This window comes from Stenotrophomonas sp. YJH_SMC_46 (genome assembly GCF_059370315.1).
In genome coordinates this window covers 1-15,448 of the sequence record NZ_JCAFTO010000001.1, presented here as the reverse complement: position 1 = coordinate 15,448, position 15,448 = coordinate 1, and the positions used below count along the sequence as shown (strand labels likewise).

Sequence of the window (15,448 nt, the reverse complement as noted above, 5' to 3'; positions counted from 1 at the left end):
AGGGCCGTGATCTTTAGGGATATTCTGCGGTAATTCAACGCGCCACGATTACGTCACCGGCGGCGTCGACCGTGCCCTGCACGATCCGCCGCGAGGACAGGTTCTCGACCGAGACCCGCTCGTTCTCACCCGCGTCACCCATCGCACGGCCTGCAATACGGACCTCGACCGAGCCGCGACGCGAGACCAGCGCCACATTGTCTCCTCGCTTGATGAGACGCTGCACCACCAGATCGTTGCTCGACAGCAGGGCCCCGGCCTGCAACGGACGGCGGGCGATGCGGCCGATCGCTGCGTTGGGATCGGCCAGCACCGCACCGGCAATCCGGGCGGCATCACGCTGGGCAGTGGTGATATCGGCAGCAGTAAGGGTTTCTCCAGTACCGATTCCGCGGTTGAGCACCAGCACGGTCTGGTTGCGCCGCACTTTCACTGGCACGAACAGGCGCCAGCCACCGGCGTCGGGACAGCTGACTTCCACCGTGGTGTTGGCGGTGGGCTGCACCTGCAGCGCGCCGCCACACTTGGGCAGGCGCAGCGCATCGGCCACCTGCGCCTCCCCCTCGCTCCCGGCAGGCAGCGTCGACAACGCCGCCGCGCGGATGCTGGCAACCGGCTGCCACTCTGCAGCGGCTGCCCATGGCGCGGCTGCGGCGAGCACGATGGCGAATAGAGGTGTGACCCGGCGCATGGCGCCTCCTGTCGATGGAATCTGGCCCTGGTGCGTGCAAGGGGTGTGCCAGAGCGCCGGGGCCCGTTGATCGGATCCGGGATGGGGATGCGACCGGATGGGTAGAGTCGACTGTCAGTCGACTTTCGCGCGAAGCACGGGGTTTCCCGTGATCGGATCGAAGAGCGGTCGACTGACAGTCGACTCTACAAACGTGGTGCGGACCGCGCAGGCGGCAGAGCGCCCTCAAGTTTGGCGCCCACCCCGCCGATACAGCAGCCATGTCCCATGACCTGCTCAACCGGATCGACCAGCGAACCCGACTGGCCGGCCACAACCGCCTGGCGCTGCTGTTGTTCCGTCTCGGCGGACGTCAGCTTTTTGGCGTCAATGTCTTCAAGGTGCAGGAAGTCCTGCGGCGCCCGGAGCTGTTCCAGGTGCCCGGGTTGCCCAGCCAGTTTGCCGGCGTGGCCGACGTACGCGGCCGCTCGGTGCCGGTGCTGGACCTGGGCCTGGCCATCGGCCACCCCGAGCGTGAGCCTGACGCGGATACCTCGCCTGGCTACCTGGTCGTCACCGAATTCAACCGTTCGATCCAGGGCTTCCTGGTCAGCGGCGTGGAGCGCATCGTCAATATCGCGGTGGAAGACATCCACCCGCCGCCGGAACTGGGTGCCGAATCGAGCTACCTGACGGCGGTGACCCGCTTCCAGGGTGAGCTGATCCAGGTGATCGACGTTGAAAGCGTGCTGGCCGATATCGCCCAGGTACGCGGTGATGCCGTACTCGATCCAGCAATGGCAATGCCTGCCGATGGCCCGCAGCTGCAAGTGCTGGTGGTGGACGATTCGCGCGTGGCCCGCCAGCAGATCCGCAGCGTGCTGGACCAGCTGGGCGTTGGCGCCACCCTGCTTTCCGATGGCAAGCAGGCGCTGGACCATCTGCTGCAGATCCACGCCTCGGGCGAGAACCCGGCCGAGCGCTATGCCATGGTCATCTCGGACATCGAAATGCCGGCCATGGACGGCTATACGCTGACGACGGAAATCCGGCGCCACCCTGGCCTTGCCGGCCTGTACGTGCTGCTGCATACCTCGCTGTCGGGCGTATTCAACAACGCGATGGTCGAGCGCGTCGGCGCCAATGCCTTCGTCGCCAAGTACTCGCCGCACGAGCTGGCTGACTTCGTGCTGGACCGCCTGCGCAAGGTCGCGATGGCGGCGTAAGGCCGCGTCACGGGTCTCCGCCGGGCATGGCCCGGCGCTACCACAACCTCCCCGACCCCTGGGGTAGCGCCGGGCCATGCCCGGCGGACGCGATGTCGCGCGTGCTTTGGCACACCCCTTGCAGCTTCCCGGGCAACGTTCCCGTGGGAGTGCACCGTGCGCAACCTGATTACCGACTACCTGGGCGTCCACGCCCAGGCCATGCCGTTGCGCGAACAACGGATGAAGCTGATCGCCAGCAACCTCGGCAATGCCGATACGCCCGGCTACAAGGCCCAGGACCTGGACTTCGATGCCGCCCTGCGCCACGCCCAGGGGCAGGATGCCAACGGCCTGATGGCCGCCACCCATGAGCAGCACTACGAAATCAGTAGTGGCCTGAATCCGTTCCAGATCGCGCGTGAAGGCGTGCAGCCCAGCCTGGACGGCAACACCGTCGATCCCGATGCCGAGCGTGCCGCCTATGGCCGCGCCGCTCTTGAGTACCGCGCCTCGCTCAGCTTCGTCGAGAGCAAGGTGCGTTCCATGCTGACCGCGATCACGGGGCAATAAGCCATGAGCAACCTGCCGATCTTCGATATCGCCGGTTCCGCGCTGCAGGCGCAGTCGGTGCGCATGAGCACCATCGCCTCCAACCTCTCCAACGCCGACACCGTCGCCGGTTCCGCCGACGCCGTGTACAAGCCGCTGGAACCGATCTTCCAGGCTGTCACCAGCAAGAACGATCCGAACATCACCTCGGTGAAGGTGAAGGAGATCACCCAGAGCGATGCGGCGCCGATCAAGCGCTATGAGCCGGGCCACCCGCTGGCCGATGGCGATGGCTACATCTACCAGCCCGACGTCGACCCGGTGGCGCAGATGGTCAACCTGATCTCGACCTCGCGCAATTACCAGGCCGGCGTGGAGATGCTGACCACCGCCAAGGAACTGGCCCTGGCCACCTTGACCATGGGCCGCTGAGGCCCGCAGTACCGGATACCGCCATGACCACCGCCGTCAACAACCAGACCAACCAGGACGTCTATACCGCACTTGGTCTGAACGCCCCGAACAGCAACGCCACCAAGAAGAAGAACACGCTGGACCAGGCCGATTTCCTGCGCCTGATGACCGAGCAGCTGCAGCACCAGGACCCGCTGAAGCCGATGGACAACACCCAGATGGTCGCGCAGATGGCGCAGATGTCCACCGTGCAGGGCATCACCGATCTGAACAAGACGGTGAAGGGCTTCCAGGAGTCGATGGCCAGCGACCAGGTGCTGCGTGGCGCGGCACTGGTCGGCCACCAGGTGCTGGTGCCGTCGGAAAAGCTGGTACTGGAGAAGGAGGGCAGCGTCGAAGGCACGGTGGCCGCGCCCTCGGCCGGCATCATCACCGTGGACATCACCGATGCCAACGGCGCCAAGGTCACCTCGCTGAGCGTGGAAGCCACTGCCGCCGGCGAGACCGCCTTCCAGTGGGACGGCAAGGACGCCAACGGCAAACGCATGGAGCCGGGCAAGTACTCCATCGTCGCCAACCATGTCGATACCGCCGGCAAGAGCACCAAGCTGTCCACCTACGTGCAGGCGCCGGTGGAAAGCGTGACCGTCGGTTCCGACGGCCTGTACCTGAACCTCAAGGGCCTGGGCACGGCCCCGATCGACTACGTGCTCCGCGTCAGCTGAGCCGCACATCCCGCATCAACCAGGAGCATCCCATGGGCTTCAATGTCTCGCTGTCCGGCATCAATGCCGCCAACACCGACCTGAGCGTCACCGCCAACAACGTCGCCAACGTCAACACCACCGGCTTCAAGCAGTCGCGCGCCGAGTTCGCCGATCTGTTCGCCTCCACCAGCTACGGCCTGTCGAAGAACCAGACCGGCTCGGGCGTGCGCGTCTCCAACGTCGCCCAGCAGTTCATCCAGGGCCACAACGAGCAGACCGGGCGCAGCCTGGACATGGCCATTTCCGGTGAGGGCTTCTTCACCATGAACATGAACGGTTCGCGGGTGTATTCGCGTGCCGGCAACTTCCAGACCGATTCGGCCGGCTACGTGGTCAATCCGCAGGGTGCGCGCCTGCAGGTGTTCGCACCGAATGCCGATGGCACCAACTTCGACGCCGGCCGCCTGGTCGACCTGCAGCTGCTGACCACCGACAGCCCGCCGAAGCAGACCAGCGAAGTGAAGGTCGGCTTCACCCTGCCGGCCAACGCCAAGCAGCCGACGGTGGCCACCTTCGACCCGGCCGATTCCAACAGCTACAACCATTCCAGCGGCGGCATCACCGTGTACGACTCGCTGGGCGTGAGCCACATCCAGGTCTCGTACTTCGTCAAGGGAGCCAACCCCAACGAATGGACCGTGCACAACTATGTCGATGGCCAGCCCGCTGGCACCCCGACCGCGGTCACCTTCGACAACAGCGGCAAGCTGACCGCCCCGGCCAACGGCAAGGTCGGCCTCGGCACGTTCACCCCCACCACCGGCGCCGGCCAGCTGAACATGACGCTGGATATCAACGGCTCGACCCAGTACGGCGAGAAGTTCGCGCTGCGCAACACCCAGCAGGACGGCTATGCCGCCGGCAAGCTCAATGAAATCACCGTGTCCGAATCCGGCGTGGTCTACGCCCGCTATTCCAACGGCGACGACAAGCCGCTGGGCCAGGTGGCGCTGACGACCTTCAACAACACGCAGGGCCTGGAATCGAAGGGCAACAACCTGTGGGTCGAGACCTTCGAGTCGGGCACGCCGCGCACCGGCATGCCCGATACCTCCAACCTCGGCAAGATCCAGGCAGGTTCGCTGGAAGCGTCCACCGTCGACCTCACCGAGCAGCTGGTCAACATGATCACCGCGCAGCGCAACTTCCAGGCCAACGCACAGATGATCACCACCCAGGACCAGATCACCCAGACGGTCATCAACATCCGTTGATGACCCGCTGACCCTGTCACGGAACTCCCCGCATGGATAAAGCCCTTTACGTGGCGATGACCGGTGCCCGCGCCTCCCTGCAGGCGCAGGGAACGCTCAGCCACAATCTCGCCAACTCGGACACCCCCGGCTTCAAGGAAGCGCTGGCCAACACCGAAGCCTTCCCGATCCGCGGCCCCGGCTTTGCCTCGCGGGTGGATGCGCTGCACGTCGACGCTGGCTTCAACCGCACGCCCGGCGCGCAGCACATCACCGGCAAACCGCTGGACCTGGCGCTGCAGAGCGGCACCTGGCTGGCGGTGCAGGCCAGCGATGGCAGCGAGGCGTATACGCGCGGCGCGGCCTTGTCGGTCACCCCCAATGGCCAGCTGGTGACCTCCGGCGGCCGCACGGTACTGGATGACAACAACAACCCGATCGCCATTCCGCCCTACCAGGCGATGGAGATCGGTGCCGACGGCACGATCTCGATCATCCCGCAGGGTGAAGGCCCGCAGACCATGGCGCAGATCGGCCGGATCAAGGTGGTGCAGGCACCGGACGAGCGCCTCGAGCGCGGCCTGGATGGCCTGTTCCGCAATACCGACCCGCAACAGCCGTTCGCACCGGCACAGGGCACCGCAGTGCACAGCGGCCAGCTGGAAGGCAGCAATGTCGATGCGGCCGGGGCACTGGTGCAGATGATCCAGCTGCAGCGCCAGTACGAAATGCAGGTGCAGGTGATCAAACACGGCGACGAAAACGCGCGCAGCGCCAACAGCATGCTGCGCCTGGGCAGTTGACGGAATTCCGGCGCCGGCTGATGCCGGCGCTGGCACACCGCTTGCACACCCGCATACAAGGGCCGCACCACGCGGCCGGTTTCACCAGACAGGACATCGAAGATGAACCAGGCATTGTGGATCGCGAAAACCGGACTGGATGCGCAGCAGATGCGCATGTCGGTGGTTTCCAACAACCTCGCCAACACCAACACCACCGGCTTCAAGCAGGACCGTGCCAGCTTCGAGGACCTGCTGTACCAGCAGGTGCGCCAGCCGGGCGGCTCTTCGTCGGCGCAGACGCAGCTGCCGACCGGCCTGCAGCTGGGCACCGGCGTGCGCGTGGTAGCAACCGCCAAGAACTTCGAACAGGGTGGCCAGCAGCAGACCGGCCGCGCCCTGGATGTGATGGTCAACGGCCGCGGCTTCTTCGAAGTGCAGATGCCCGACGGCAGCTCGGCCTACACCCGTGATGGCTCGTTCAAGATCAATCAGGACAGCGAGCTGGTCACCAACAGCGGCTACCCGGTGCAACCGGGCATCCAGATTCCCGAGGGCGCGCAGTCGGTCACCATCGGCAGCGACGGCACCATCAGCGTGAAGATGGCCGACAACGCCGCGTCGGTGGAAGTCGGTGCGCTGACCCTGACCGACTTCGTCAATCCGGCCGGCCTGCAGGCGCGCGGCGAGAACCTGTTCCTGGAAACCACGGCCTCGGGCCCGGCCCAGAACGGTAATCCCGGCCTGAACGGCCTCGGCACCGTGGTGCAGGGGGCGCTGGAAGGCAGCAACGTCAATGTGGTGGAAGAGCTGGTGTCGATGATCGAAACCCAGCGCGCCTACGAAATGAATGCCAAGGCGATCTCCACCACCGACTCGATGCTCGGCTATCTCAACAACAAGATCTGACCGGCCCAACCGGGAAACCGCCATGTCGCCCATTTCCAACTTTGCCCGCACTGCCCTCGCCTGCACCGTGGCCGCCCTGCTCGGTGGCTGCGTGATCGCGGGCGACGTGCGCCCCTACCCGGCGATGGCGCCGATCCAGCCGATCATGCCGCCGCAGGCCGCGCCCACCGCCGGGGCGATCTATGCCGCCGGCCCGACCCTGCAGCTGTATTCAGACCGCCGCGCACGCGATGTCGGCGACCTGCTGACCATCACCCTGCTGGAAAGCACCACCGCGCAGACCAGTGCAAACACCGCCACCAACAAGGAGTCCAACCTGAGCCTGGGCAGCCCGAGCATCTTTGGCGCGCCGGTCACCCTGGGCGGCAAGGACATCCTCAGCGCCAGTGCGGAAGGCAAGCGTGATTTCACCGGCAAGGGCAACAGCGCGCAGAGCAACCGCCTGCAGGGCAGCGTTACGGTCACCGTGATCCAGCGCCTGCCCAACGGCAACTTGGTGGTGCAGGGGCAGAAGAACCTGCGGCTCAACCAGGGCGATGAACTGGTGCAGGTGCAGGGCATCGTGCGCCCTGGCGACATCAGCCAGGACAACACCATTCCCTCCAGCCGCGTAGCCGAGGCCCGCATCGTCTACGGCGGCCGCGGACCGGTCGCGCAGTCCAACGCGATGGGCTGGCTGAGCCGCTTCTTCAATTCCGGCCTGACGCCGTTCTGAGTATGGCCATGAAACTCCTCCCCTCTTCTTCCTGGCAGCGCCGCGTGGCGTCGTTCGTCGCGCTGATGCTGATGGTCGTGGCAGCCCCGGCCAGCGCCGAGCGCATCAAGGACCTGGCACAGGTCGGCGGCGTGCGTGGCAACGCACTGGTTGGCTACGGCCTGGTGGTCGGCCTGGATGGCAGCGGCGACCGCACCAGCCAGGCGCCCTTTACCGTGCAGAGCCTGAAGAACCTGCTCGGCGAGCTGGGCGTGAACGTGCCGCCGAACGTCAACCCGCAGCTGAAGAACGTGGCCGCCGTTGCGATCCATGCCGAGCTGCCGCCGTTCGCCAAGCCCGGCCAGCCGATCGACATCACGGTGTCCTCGATCGGCAACGCGGTGTCGCTGCGCGGCGGCTCGCTGCTGATGGCCCCGCTGCGCGGGGCCGACGGGCAGATCTACGCCATCGCCCAGGGCAACCTGATCGTGGGTGGCTTCGGTGCGCAGGGCAAGGATGGTTCCCGTGTCTCGGTGAACGTGCCCAGCGTCGGTCGTATCCCCAACGGCGCCACCGTGGAGCGTGCCCTGCCCGATCCGCTGGCCAACGGCGGCGACATCACCTTGAACCTGCACAACAACGATTTCACCACGGTCTCGCGCATGGTCGCCGCGCTCAACAACGCCTTCGGCGAAGGTGCGGCACGCGCGATCGATGGCGTGACCGTCGCGGTCACCGCGCCGACCGACCCGGGCGCACGCGTCGGCCTGCTGGCGCGCATCGAGAACCTGGAACTGACCCCGGGCAGCGCCCCGGCCAAGGTGGTGGTCAATTCGCGCACCGGCACCGTGGTCATCGGCCAGCAGGTGCGCGTGGGACCCGCGGCGATCTCGCACGGTTCGCTGACCGTGACCATCCAGGAAAACACCAACGTCAGCCAGCCCAATGCCCTGTCCGGCGGCCGCACCGTGGCCAGCCCGCAGTCCACCATCACCGCCACCAACGACGGCAGCCGCATGTTCAAGTTCAGCGGCGGCACCACCCTGGACGAGATCGTGCATGCGGTGAACGCCGTAGGTGCGGCACCGGGCGACCTGATCGCGATCCTGGAAGCCCTGAAGCAGGCCGGCGCATTGAGTGCCGAGCTCGAGGTGATCTGACATGCGCATCAATCCCGCATTCGACCTGCACCCGGCGCAACAGAACGATCCGGCAAGGATCGACAAGGTGGCGCGCCAGCTGGAAGGCCAGTTCGCGCAGATGCTGGTCAAGAGCATGCGTGACGCCAGCTTCGGCGACTCGCTGTTTCCCGGCGAGAACAAGATGTTCCGCGAGATGTACGACCAGAAGATTGCCGAGGCGATGACCCGCGGCAAAGGCCTGGGCCTGTCCAGCATGATCAGCCGGCAGCTGTCCGGCCAGGCCGCCGATGGCCCGGCGCTGGATGCCCGCGTGGATCCGGCCAAGGCCAGCCGTGCTTACCAGCTCAATGCACCGGCCAGGCCGGCACCGTCGCTGCCACTGGAAGACGGCAGCCAGGCGGTGCGCCTGCTGCAGCAGATGGCTGCCGGTGCGCAGCACGGTGCGCAGGCGGCAGTGGCGCCGATGGAGCAGGCCCTGGATCTGATCGCCGGGCGCGAGAGCAGCAGCATGCACCGCTCGCTGGGCACCGACGATCCGTACATCGGCAGCCTGCAGGGCGAGGACTGGGCCGCCAACAGCGACCAGTGGTCGGCCACCGCCAGCAACCGCGGCACCGCGATCAGCCCGGCCGATGCGATGGCGACCCGCACCGCTGTCGCCCGGCTCGGCGAGCACACCCCGGAAGGCTTCGTCGCCAGCATCTGGCAGCACGCGCAGCGTGCGGCCAAGGAACTGGGCGTGGATGCCCGCGCCCTGGTCGCCCAGGCGGCGCTGGAAACCGGCTGGGGCAAGCGCCACATCAAGCATGCCGACGGCAGCACTTCGCACAACCTGTTCGGCATCAAGGCCAATGGCTGGAACGGCCAGCGCGCCGTAGCCGGCACCCATGAATATGTCGATGGCGTGCGCCGCAACGAGACCGCCAGCTTCCGCGCCTACAGTTCGCCGGCCGAGAGCTTTGCCGACTACGTGCGCCTGCTGAAGACCAGCCCGCGCTACCAGCAGGCCCTGCAGGCCGGCACCGACGTGCAGGGCTTCGCCCGTGGCCTGCAGCGCGCCGGCTATGCCACCGATCCGCGCTACGCGGCCAAGATCGCCGCGATCGCCGGCGGCCCGACCATCGAGCGCGCCGTCGCCGCCGTGGCAGACGCCGGCTCGCGCCTTGGCCAGACCTTCGCCAGCACCGCGACCGCGGCGCTGGGTATCACCCGTCGTTGAGGAATCCCATGTCCAACGTACTTTCCACCGGTACCGGTGCCCTGCTCGCCTTCCAGCGTGCGTTGGCGACCACCAGCCACAACGTGGCCAACCTCAATACGCCCGGCTACAGCCGGCAGAAGGTCAACTTCGCCACCGCCGATCCGCAGAACTATGGCTACGGCACGGTCGGCAACGGTACCCGCATCACCGACATCCGCCGCACCGCCGACCAGCTGGCCATCTCGCGCCTGCTCGACAGCAGCGGCGAACTGGCGCGCCTGAAACAGCTTTCGGGCATGGCCGACCGGGTCAACGCGCTGTTCTCTGATGCGGCCACGAATGTCTCTGGTGTGTGGTCGAACTTCTTCGACTCGGTCAGTGGCCTGTCCTCCAATGCCTCCGGCACGGCCGATCGCCAGAACATGCTCGATGGCGGCAAGGCCCTGGCCAACCGCTTTGTGCAGCTCAACACCCACCTGAACAACCTCAACAGCGAGGTCAACAACGGCCTGCTGGCCGGTGCCACCGAGGTCAACCGCCTGGCGCAGGAGATCGCGCAGATCAACGGTGCGATCGGCACCAACATCGCCACCGCCGCGCCCGACCTGCTCGATCGGCGCGACCAGCTGATCACCCAGCTGATCGGCTACACCGGCGGCACCGCGGTGATCCAGGACGGCGGCATCATGAATGTCTACACCGCCGGCGGCAACGCGCTGGTGGTGGGCACCACCGCGACCAAGGTCACCACCGTGGCCGACCCGTACCAGCCCGAGCGCCTGCAGCTGGCCCTGGAAACGCAGGGCAACACCATCCGCCTCGACCCGAAGGCAGTAGGCGGCCAGATCGGCGGCCTGATGGAGTTCCGCGACACCGTGCTGACCCCGGCCCAGGCCGAACTGGGCAAGTTGGCTGTCGGCCTGGCCGAGACCTTCAACCAGGCCCACCACCAGGGCGTGGACATGTATGGCCAGCTCGGGGGCGACTTCTTCAACATCGGCAACCCGCGCGTCACCGCCAACAACGCCAACACCGGCACCGCCAGCCTCAGCGCCACCTATGGCGACCTGGGCAAGCTGGACGCGCAGAACGTGGTGCTGCAGTTCGATGGCAGCAACTGGAAGGCCAGCCGGGCCGACACCGGCGCCAGCGTTCCGCTGGCCGGCACCGGCACCGCCGCCGATCCGCTGGTGATCAACGGCGTCACGCTGGTCGTGGGTGGCACCCCCGCTGCCAACGACCGATTCCTGCTGCAGCCCACCGCAGGCGTCGCCGGCAGCATGGAGATCGCCATCACCGATCCGTCCCGGATTGCAGCCGCTGCCGCGGTAAAGGGCGCCGCCGCGACGGCCAACACGGGCACCGGCAAGCTGAGTGGCGTAACCGTGACCGATTCGAGCAACGCCAACCTGCGCAATCCGGCCGCGATCGTGTTCACCTCGGCCACCACCTACACCATCGATGGTGGCCCGCCGCAGACCTACACGCCCGGCCAGACCATCAGCGCCAATGGCTGGAGCTTCGTGCTGGACGGTGCGCCGAAGGTCGGCGACACCTTCAACATCACCCCGACGCCGGCCGGCTCCTCCGACAACAGCAACGCCTCCAGGCTGGCCAAGGTCGAGAGCGCCAAGGCCTTCAATGCCGGCACGGTGACGCTGAACGGCGCGCTGGGTGGCCTCACCACCCAGGTGGGTGCTGCGGCCCGTTCGGCCGAGTACTCGCTGGAAGCGCAACTGGTGATCAACGACAAGGCGCAGGAAGCGCGCGATGAAGTGTCCGGCGTCAACCTGGACGAGGAAGCGGCCGACATGCTGCGCCTGCAGCAGGCCTACCAGGCCGCCTCGCAGCTGATCTCCACCGCCGACAGCATGTTCCAGACCATCCTGGGAGCCGTCCGCCGATGAGCAGCCGCATCTCCACCAGCATGATGTACAACCAGTCGGTGTCGCTGATGATGGCCAAGCAGGCCAAGCTCAGCCACCTGGAGCAGCAGATCGCCACCGGCAGCAAGATCGTCTCCGCAAAGGACGATCCGGTCGGGGCCGGCGCAGCGGTCGGACTGGACCGCAGCCTGGCCGCACTGGAACGGATGAAGCTCAACGCCGGCAACGTGCAGAACCGGCTGGGCGTGCAGGAAAACACCCTGGCCCAGGTCAATGATCTGATGGGGCGCGTCAACGACCTGACCATCCAGGCCAGCAACCCCGCCCTGAGCGCGTCCGACAAGAAGACGCTGATCACCGAACTGAACCAGATCCGCGACGGCCTGCTGTCGCTGGCCAACGCCGAGGACGGCACGGGTCGCTATGTATTCGGCGGCACCAACGACGGCGATCCGCCGTTTGCCAGGATCAATGGCAAGGTGGTCTACCGCGGTGACCAGACCCAGCGCCAGATCGAGGTCGGCCCCGATACCTACGTGCGCGATGCCCTGCCCGGCAGCGAAATCTTCATGCGCATCCCCACCGGCGATGGCTTCGTCGATGGCGCCGCTGCGGCGGGCAACACCGGTAACGGCGTGCTGACCAACATCACCCGTGATGGCAGCGACAGCTGGAACGGGCAGTCCTTCAGCATCCGCTTCACCGCTGCCGACCAGTACGAGGTGCTGGATGGCGCCGGCAACGTGACCGGCACCGGCACCTTCAAGGCAGGTGACAACGTGGAAGTGAACGGCGTGCGGCTGCAGATTACCGGCGCGCCGGCAGCGGGCGACAGCTTCAACGTGAAGCCGGCGAGCAGCCGCGACATCTTTGACACCATGGACAAGCTGATCGCCGCACTGGATGCCGACACCGGCACCACCGCGAAGATGAGCGCCCAGCAGAACGAACTGCAGAGTGCATTGCGTGACGTGGCGCGCGCGTCGGAGCGGATGATCGATTCGCGTGCGGCCGGTGGCGCGCAGCTGAAGGCACTGGACAACGCCGCCGACATGCGCGAAGCCAACAGCGTGACGCTGAAAACCACGCTGTCGCAGATGCGCGACCTGGACTACGCCGATGCGCTGAGCCAGTACCAGTTGCAGAGCACCGCGCTGCAGGCGGCACAGACGATCTTCTCGCAGATGCAGTCGATGTCGCTGTTCAACAAGATCGGCTGACAGCACCCCCGCCTCAGCCCCGAAAGGCCGCGATGCTTGCATCGCGGCCTTTTTCGTTTCCGTGGCCCGTCGCCGCGAAGCATTCCAGACAGCGCTCGGCGGATTTTCCGTGATTGCCCATCAAGCCCGGCCCCACCCCGCCGATACCTTCATCAGCGCTGGTTGGGCCTGCCCAACCGCCCCTTCCGGGTGCGCCTACACGCCCCTTCGGGGTTGGAAAAACCCGGAAAAACAGCCTCCGGCAACGAATTACGACTTCAACGGAATTCACGGCTAAAGGTTGTTGACAAAGCGCCGTTATTCATTTGGCAACGGCGAAGCACACAGCCACACAAAAAAACAGGCGGCGCTTCGCTTCATTCACCAACGGGTTCCATATAAGAGGAGACGACCCCATGGCACAGGTAATCAACACCAATACGATGTCGCTCAACGCTCAGCGCAACCTGAGCACCAGCGGCAGCTCGCTGGCCACCACCATCCAGCGCCTCTCGTCCGGCCTGCGCATCAACAGCGCGAAGGACGACGCGGCCGGCCTGGCCATCAGCGAGCGCTTCACCACCCAGATCCGTGGCCTGGACGTGGCTATCCGCAACGCCAACGACGGCATCTCGCTGGCCCAGGTCGCCGAAGGCTCGCTGAACGAAGTCGGCAACAACCTGCAGCGCATCCGCGAACTGGGCGTGCAGGCCTCCAACGCCACCAACTCGGCCAGCGACCGCAAGGCGCTGCAGGCCGAAGTGACCCAGCTGGTCTCCGAAATCGACCGCGTGGCCAAGCAGGCCGACTTCAACGGCACCAAGCTGCTGGATGGAAGCTTCACCAGCCAGCTGTTCCAGGTCGGCGCCAACGCCGGCCAGGCCATCGCCATCAACAGCGTGGTCAACGCCAAGGCCGATTCACTGGGCGCGGCCACCTTTGCCAACGGCTACACCGGCACCAGCCTGGCCGCCGCCGACAAAGCCACCGCCGACACCACCTACTCGGGCCTGCAGGTCTCGGTCACTCCGCCGGGTGGCACCGCCACTACGGTCACCATCAGTGACTTCACCGTGAAGGCCGGCGAATCGATCACCTCGGCCACCGCGGCGGCGATCAACAACAAGCTGGGCGAAACCGGCGTGGTTGCTTCGGTCAATGCCGGTGTCATCAGCCTGGCGTCGGTCAAGGATGGCCAGACCTTCGCCCTGGGCGTCAGCGCCGCAACGCCGCCGACCGGCGTCACCGCCGCCACCCTCGCCGGCCTGGGCCTGACCGAGACCAGCACCAACGGCGGCACCCTGACCGGTGCAGCGGTCAGCTTCGTCAAGGACCTGAACGTCACGACCGCCGAGGGCGCGCAGAAGGCGATGTCGATCGTCGACAAGGCCCTGGAGTCGGTCAACAGCGTCCGCGCCGACCTCGGCGCCATCCAGAACCGCTTCACCTCGGTGGTGGCCAACCTGCAGACCTCCTCGGAGAACCTGTCGGCCTCGCGCAGCCGCATCCGCGATACCGACTTCGCCAAGGAAACCGCCGAGCTGACCCGCACCCAGATCCTGCAGCAGGCCGGTACGGCCATGCTGGCCCAGGCCAACCAGGTACCGCAGAACGTGCTCAGCCTGTTGCAGCGCTGACATGAGCCGCCCCCGGGGCACGTCGGGGGCGTCTAACCCAACTCACGTGCAACCGCTCAAGGACCTCTCCTCATGGCACAAGTCATCAACACCAATACGATGTCGTTGAATGCTCAGCGTAACCTGAGCACCAGCGGCAGCTCGCTGGCCACCACCATCCAGCGCCTGTCCTCCGGTTCGCGCATCAACAGCGCCAAGGACGACGCCGCCGGCCTGGCGATCTCCGAGCGCTTCGGCACCCAGATCCGCGGTACCGACGTCGCCATCCGCAACGCCAACGACGGTATCTCGCTGGCCCAGGTCGCCGAAGGCTCGCTGACCGAGATCGGCAACAACCTGCAGCGCGTCCGCGAGCTGTCGGTGCAGGCCTCCAACGCCACCAACTCGGCCAGTGACCGCAAGGCGCTGCAGGCCGAAGTGACCCAGCTGGTCTCGGAAATCGACCGCGTCGCCAAGCAGTCGGACTTCAACGGCACCAAGCTGCTGGACGGTTCGTTCTCGAGCCAGCTGTTCCAGGTGGGCGCCAACGCCGGCCAGGCCATCGCCATCGACAAGACCATCGACGCCAAGGCCAACGCCCTGGGTGGTGCCCGCTTCGACACCAACGCGCTGGCCCTGGCCGATCCGGGCACCAACGCTGACTTCAGCATCACCGGCCTGGCCATCAATGGCGTGGCCATCGCTGACGTCTCGGTCAAGCAGGGCGCCGACGCCGCTGCCACCGGCAAGGCCTCGCGTGAAGCGCTGGTGACCGCGATCAACGCCAAGATCGGCGAGACCGGTGTCTACGCCGAAGTGAACGGCACCGCCGGCGTCACCCTGACCTCGGTCAAGGACAGCGCCAACGCTGATGGCTCGTTCAAGGCGATCACCGCGACCCCCGGCACCTGGGCAGGCAACACGCAGGCGACCTTCACGGCCACTGCCGATGCTGCGGCGCCGGCCGCCAAGTACGCCAGCAACCTGGACGTGAGCACCGTGAAGGGCGCCCAGCAGGCAATGGAAATCGTCGACAAGGCCCTGGGTGCGATCAACAGCACCCGCGCCGACCTCGGCGCGATCCAGAACCGCTTCACCTCGGTCGTGGCCAACCTGCAGACCTCGTCGGAAAACCTGTCCTCCTCGCGCAGCCGCATCAAGGACACCGACTTCGCCAAGGAAACCGCCGAGCTGACCCGCACCCAGATCCTGCAGCAG

The 15,448-nt window shown here is 66.4% G+C and carries 15 protein-coding genes; 14 read left to right on the top strand and 1 reads right to left on the bottom strand.

From position 1 onward, the window contains the following. Positions 1-34: 34 nt before the first annotated feature. Positions 35-691 (bottom strand): flagellar basal body P-ring formation chaperone FlgA, encoded by a 657-nt coding sequence (flgA, locus tag AC5P8C_RS00075; protein ID WP_019659623.1) that lies wholly within the window; start codon positions 689-691, stop codon positions 35-37. 260 nt (positions 692-951) lie between these two features. Between flgA and AC5P8C_RS00070 the strand changes: the two genes are divergently transcribed. From AC5P8C_RS00070 to AC5P8C_RS00005, 14 genes are all read left to right on the top strand, one after another. Continuing rightward, positions 952-1,896 carry a chemotaxis protein gene (locus tag AC5P8C_RS00070; RefSeq protein WP_019659622.1) on the top strand — a complete coding sequence of 315 codons (945 nt, stop codon included), beginning with the start codon at positions 952-954 and terminating at the stop codon, positions 1,894-1,896. Between the two features lie 156 nt (positions 1,897-2,052). After that, positions 2,053-2,448, top strand: a complete 396-nt coding sequence (gene flgB / locus AC5P8C_RS00065; protein WP_495218176.1) for a flagellar basal body rod protein FlgB — start codon at positions 2,053-2,055, stop codon at positions 2,446-2,448. Between the two features lie 3 nt (positions 2,449-2,451). Further along, complete coding sequence (flgC, locus tag AC5P8C_RS00060) at positions 2,452-2,859, top strand: flagellar basal body rod protein FlgC (RefSeq protein ID WP_005409575.1); 408 nt, start codon at positions 2,452-2,454, stop codon at positions 2,857-2,859. Positions 2,860-2,882: 23 nt separating this feature from the next. Further along, positions 2,883-3,566 (top strand): flagellar hook assembly protein FlgD, encoded by a 684-nt coding sequence (locus tag AC5P8C_RS00055; RefSeq protein ID WP_019659621.1) that lies wholly within the window; start codon positions 2,883-2,885, stop codon positions 3,564-3,566. Positions 3,567-3,598: 32 nt separating this feature from the next. After that, the gene (gene flgE / locus AC5P8C_RS00050) at positions 3,599-4,822 is read left to right on the top strand and encodes a flagellar hook protein FlgE (RefSeq protein WP_019659620.1); all 1,224 of its coding nucleotides are present in this window, start codon (positions 3,599-3,601) and stop codon (positions 4,820-4,822) included. Positions 4,823-4,854: 32 nt separating this feature from the next. Continuing rightward, positions 4,855-5,604, top strand: a complete 750-nt coding sequence (locus tag AC5P8C_RS00045; RefSeq protein ID WP_019659619.1) for a flagellar basal body rod protein FlgF — start codon at positions 4,855-4,857, stop codon at positions 5,602-5,604. Positions 5,605-5,706: 102 nt separating this feature from the next. Then, on the top strand, positions 5,707-6,492 hold the full coding sequence (gene flgG, locus AC5P8C_RS00040; RefSeq protein ID WP_005416457.1) for a flagellar basal-body rod protein FlgG: 786 nt from the start codon (positions 5,707-5,709) through the stop codon (positions 6,490-6,492). A gap of 22 nt (positions 6,493-6,514) precedes the next feature. Next, positions 6,515-7,207, top strand: a complete 693-nt coding sequence (flgH, locus tag AC5P8C_RS00035) for a flagellar basal body L-ring protein FlgH (protein ID WP_019659618.1) — start codon at positions 6,515-6,517, stop codon at positions 7,205-7,207. Between the two features lie 2 nt (positions 7,208-7,209). Continuing rightward, positions 7,210-8,346, top strand: coding sequence for a flagellar basal body P-ring protein FlgI (locus AC5P8C_RS00030; protein WP_019659617.1), 1,137 nt, complete (start codon positions 7,210-7,212; stop codon positions 8,344-8,346). Position 8,347: 1 nt separating this feature from the next. Continuing rightward, positions 8,348-9,547 carry a flagellar assembly peptidoglycan hydrolase FlgJ gene (gene flgJ / locus AC5P8C_RS00025; RefSeq protein WP_019659616.1) on the top strand — a complete coding sequence of 400 codons (1,200 nt, stop codon included), beginning with the start codon at positions 8,348-8,350 and terminating at the stop codon, positions 9,545-9,547. 8 nt (positions 9,548-9,555) lie between these two features. Beyond that, the gene (gene flgK / locus AC5P8C_RS00020) at positions 9,556-11,436 is read left to right on the top strand and encodes a flagellar hook-associated protein FlgK (RefSeq protein WP_019659615.1); all 1,881 of its coding nucleotides are present in this window, start codon (positions 9,556-9,558) and stop codon (positions 11,434-11,436) included. After that, positions 11,433-12,635: a flagellar hook-associated protein FlgL gene (flgL, locus tag AC5P8C_RS00015; RefSeq protein ID WP_019659614.1), complete on the top strand. Its 1,203-nt coding sequence runs from the start codon at positions 11,433-11,435 to the stop codon at positions 12,633-12,635. Before flgK ends, flgL begins: the two co-directional genes overlap by 4 nt. A 395-nt stretch (positions 12,636-13,030) precedes the next feature. Continuing rightward, complete coding sequence (locus AC5P8C_RS00010) at positions 13,031-14,251, top strand: flagellin (protein ID WP_019659613.1); 1,221 nt, start codon at positions 13,031-13,033, stop codon at positions 14,249-14,251. A 72-nt stretch (positions 14,252-14,323) separates the two neighbouring features. Further along, the coding region (locus AC5P8C_RS00005; RefSeq protein WP_495218175.1) for a flagellin at positions 14,324-15,448 on the top strand (1,125 nt) is incomplete at its 3' end.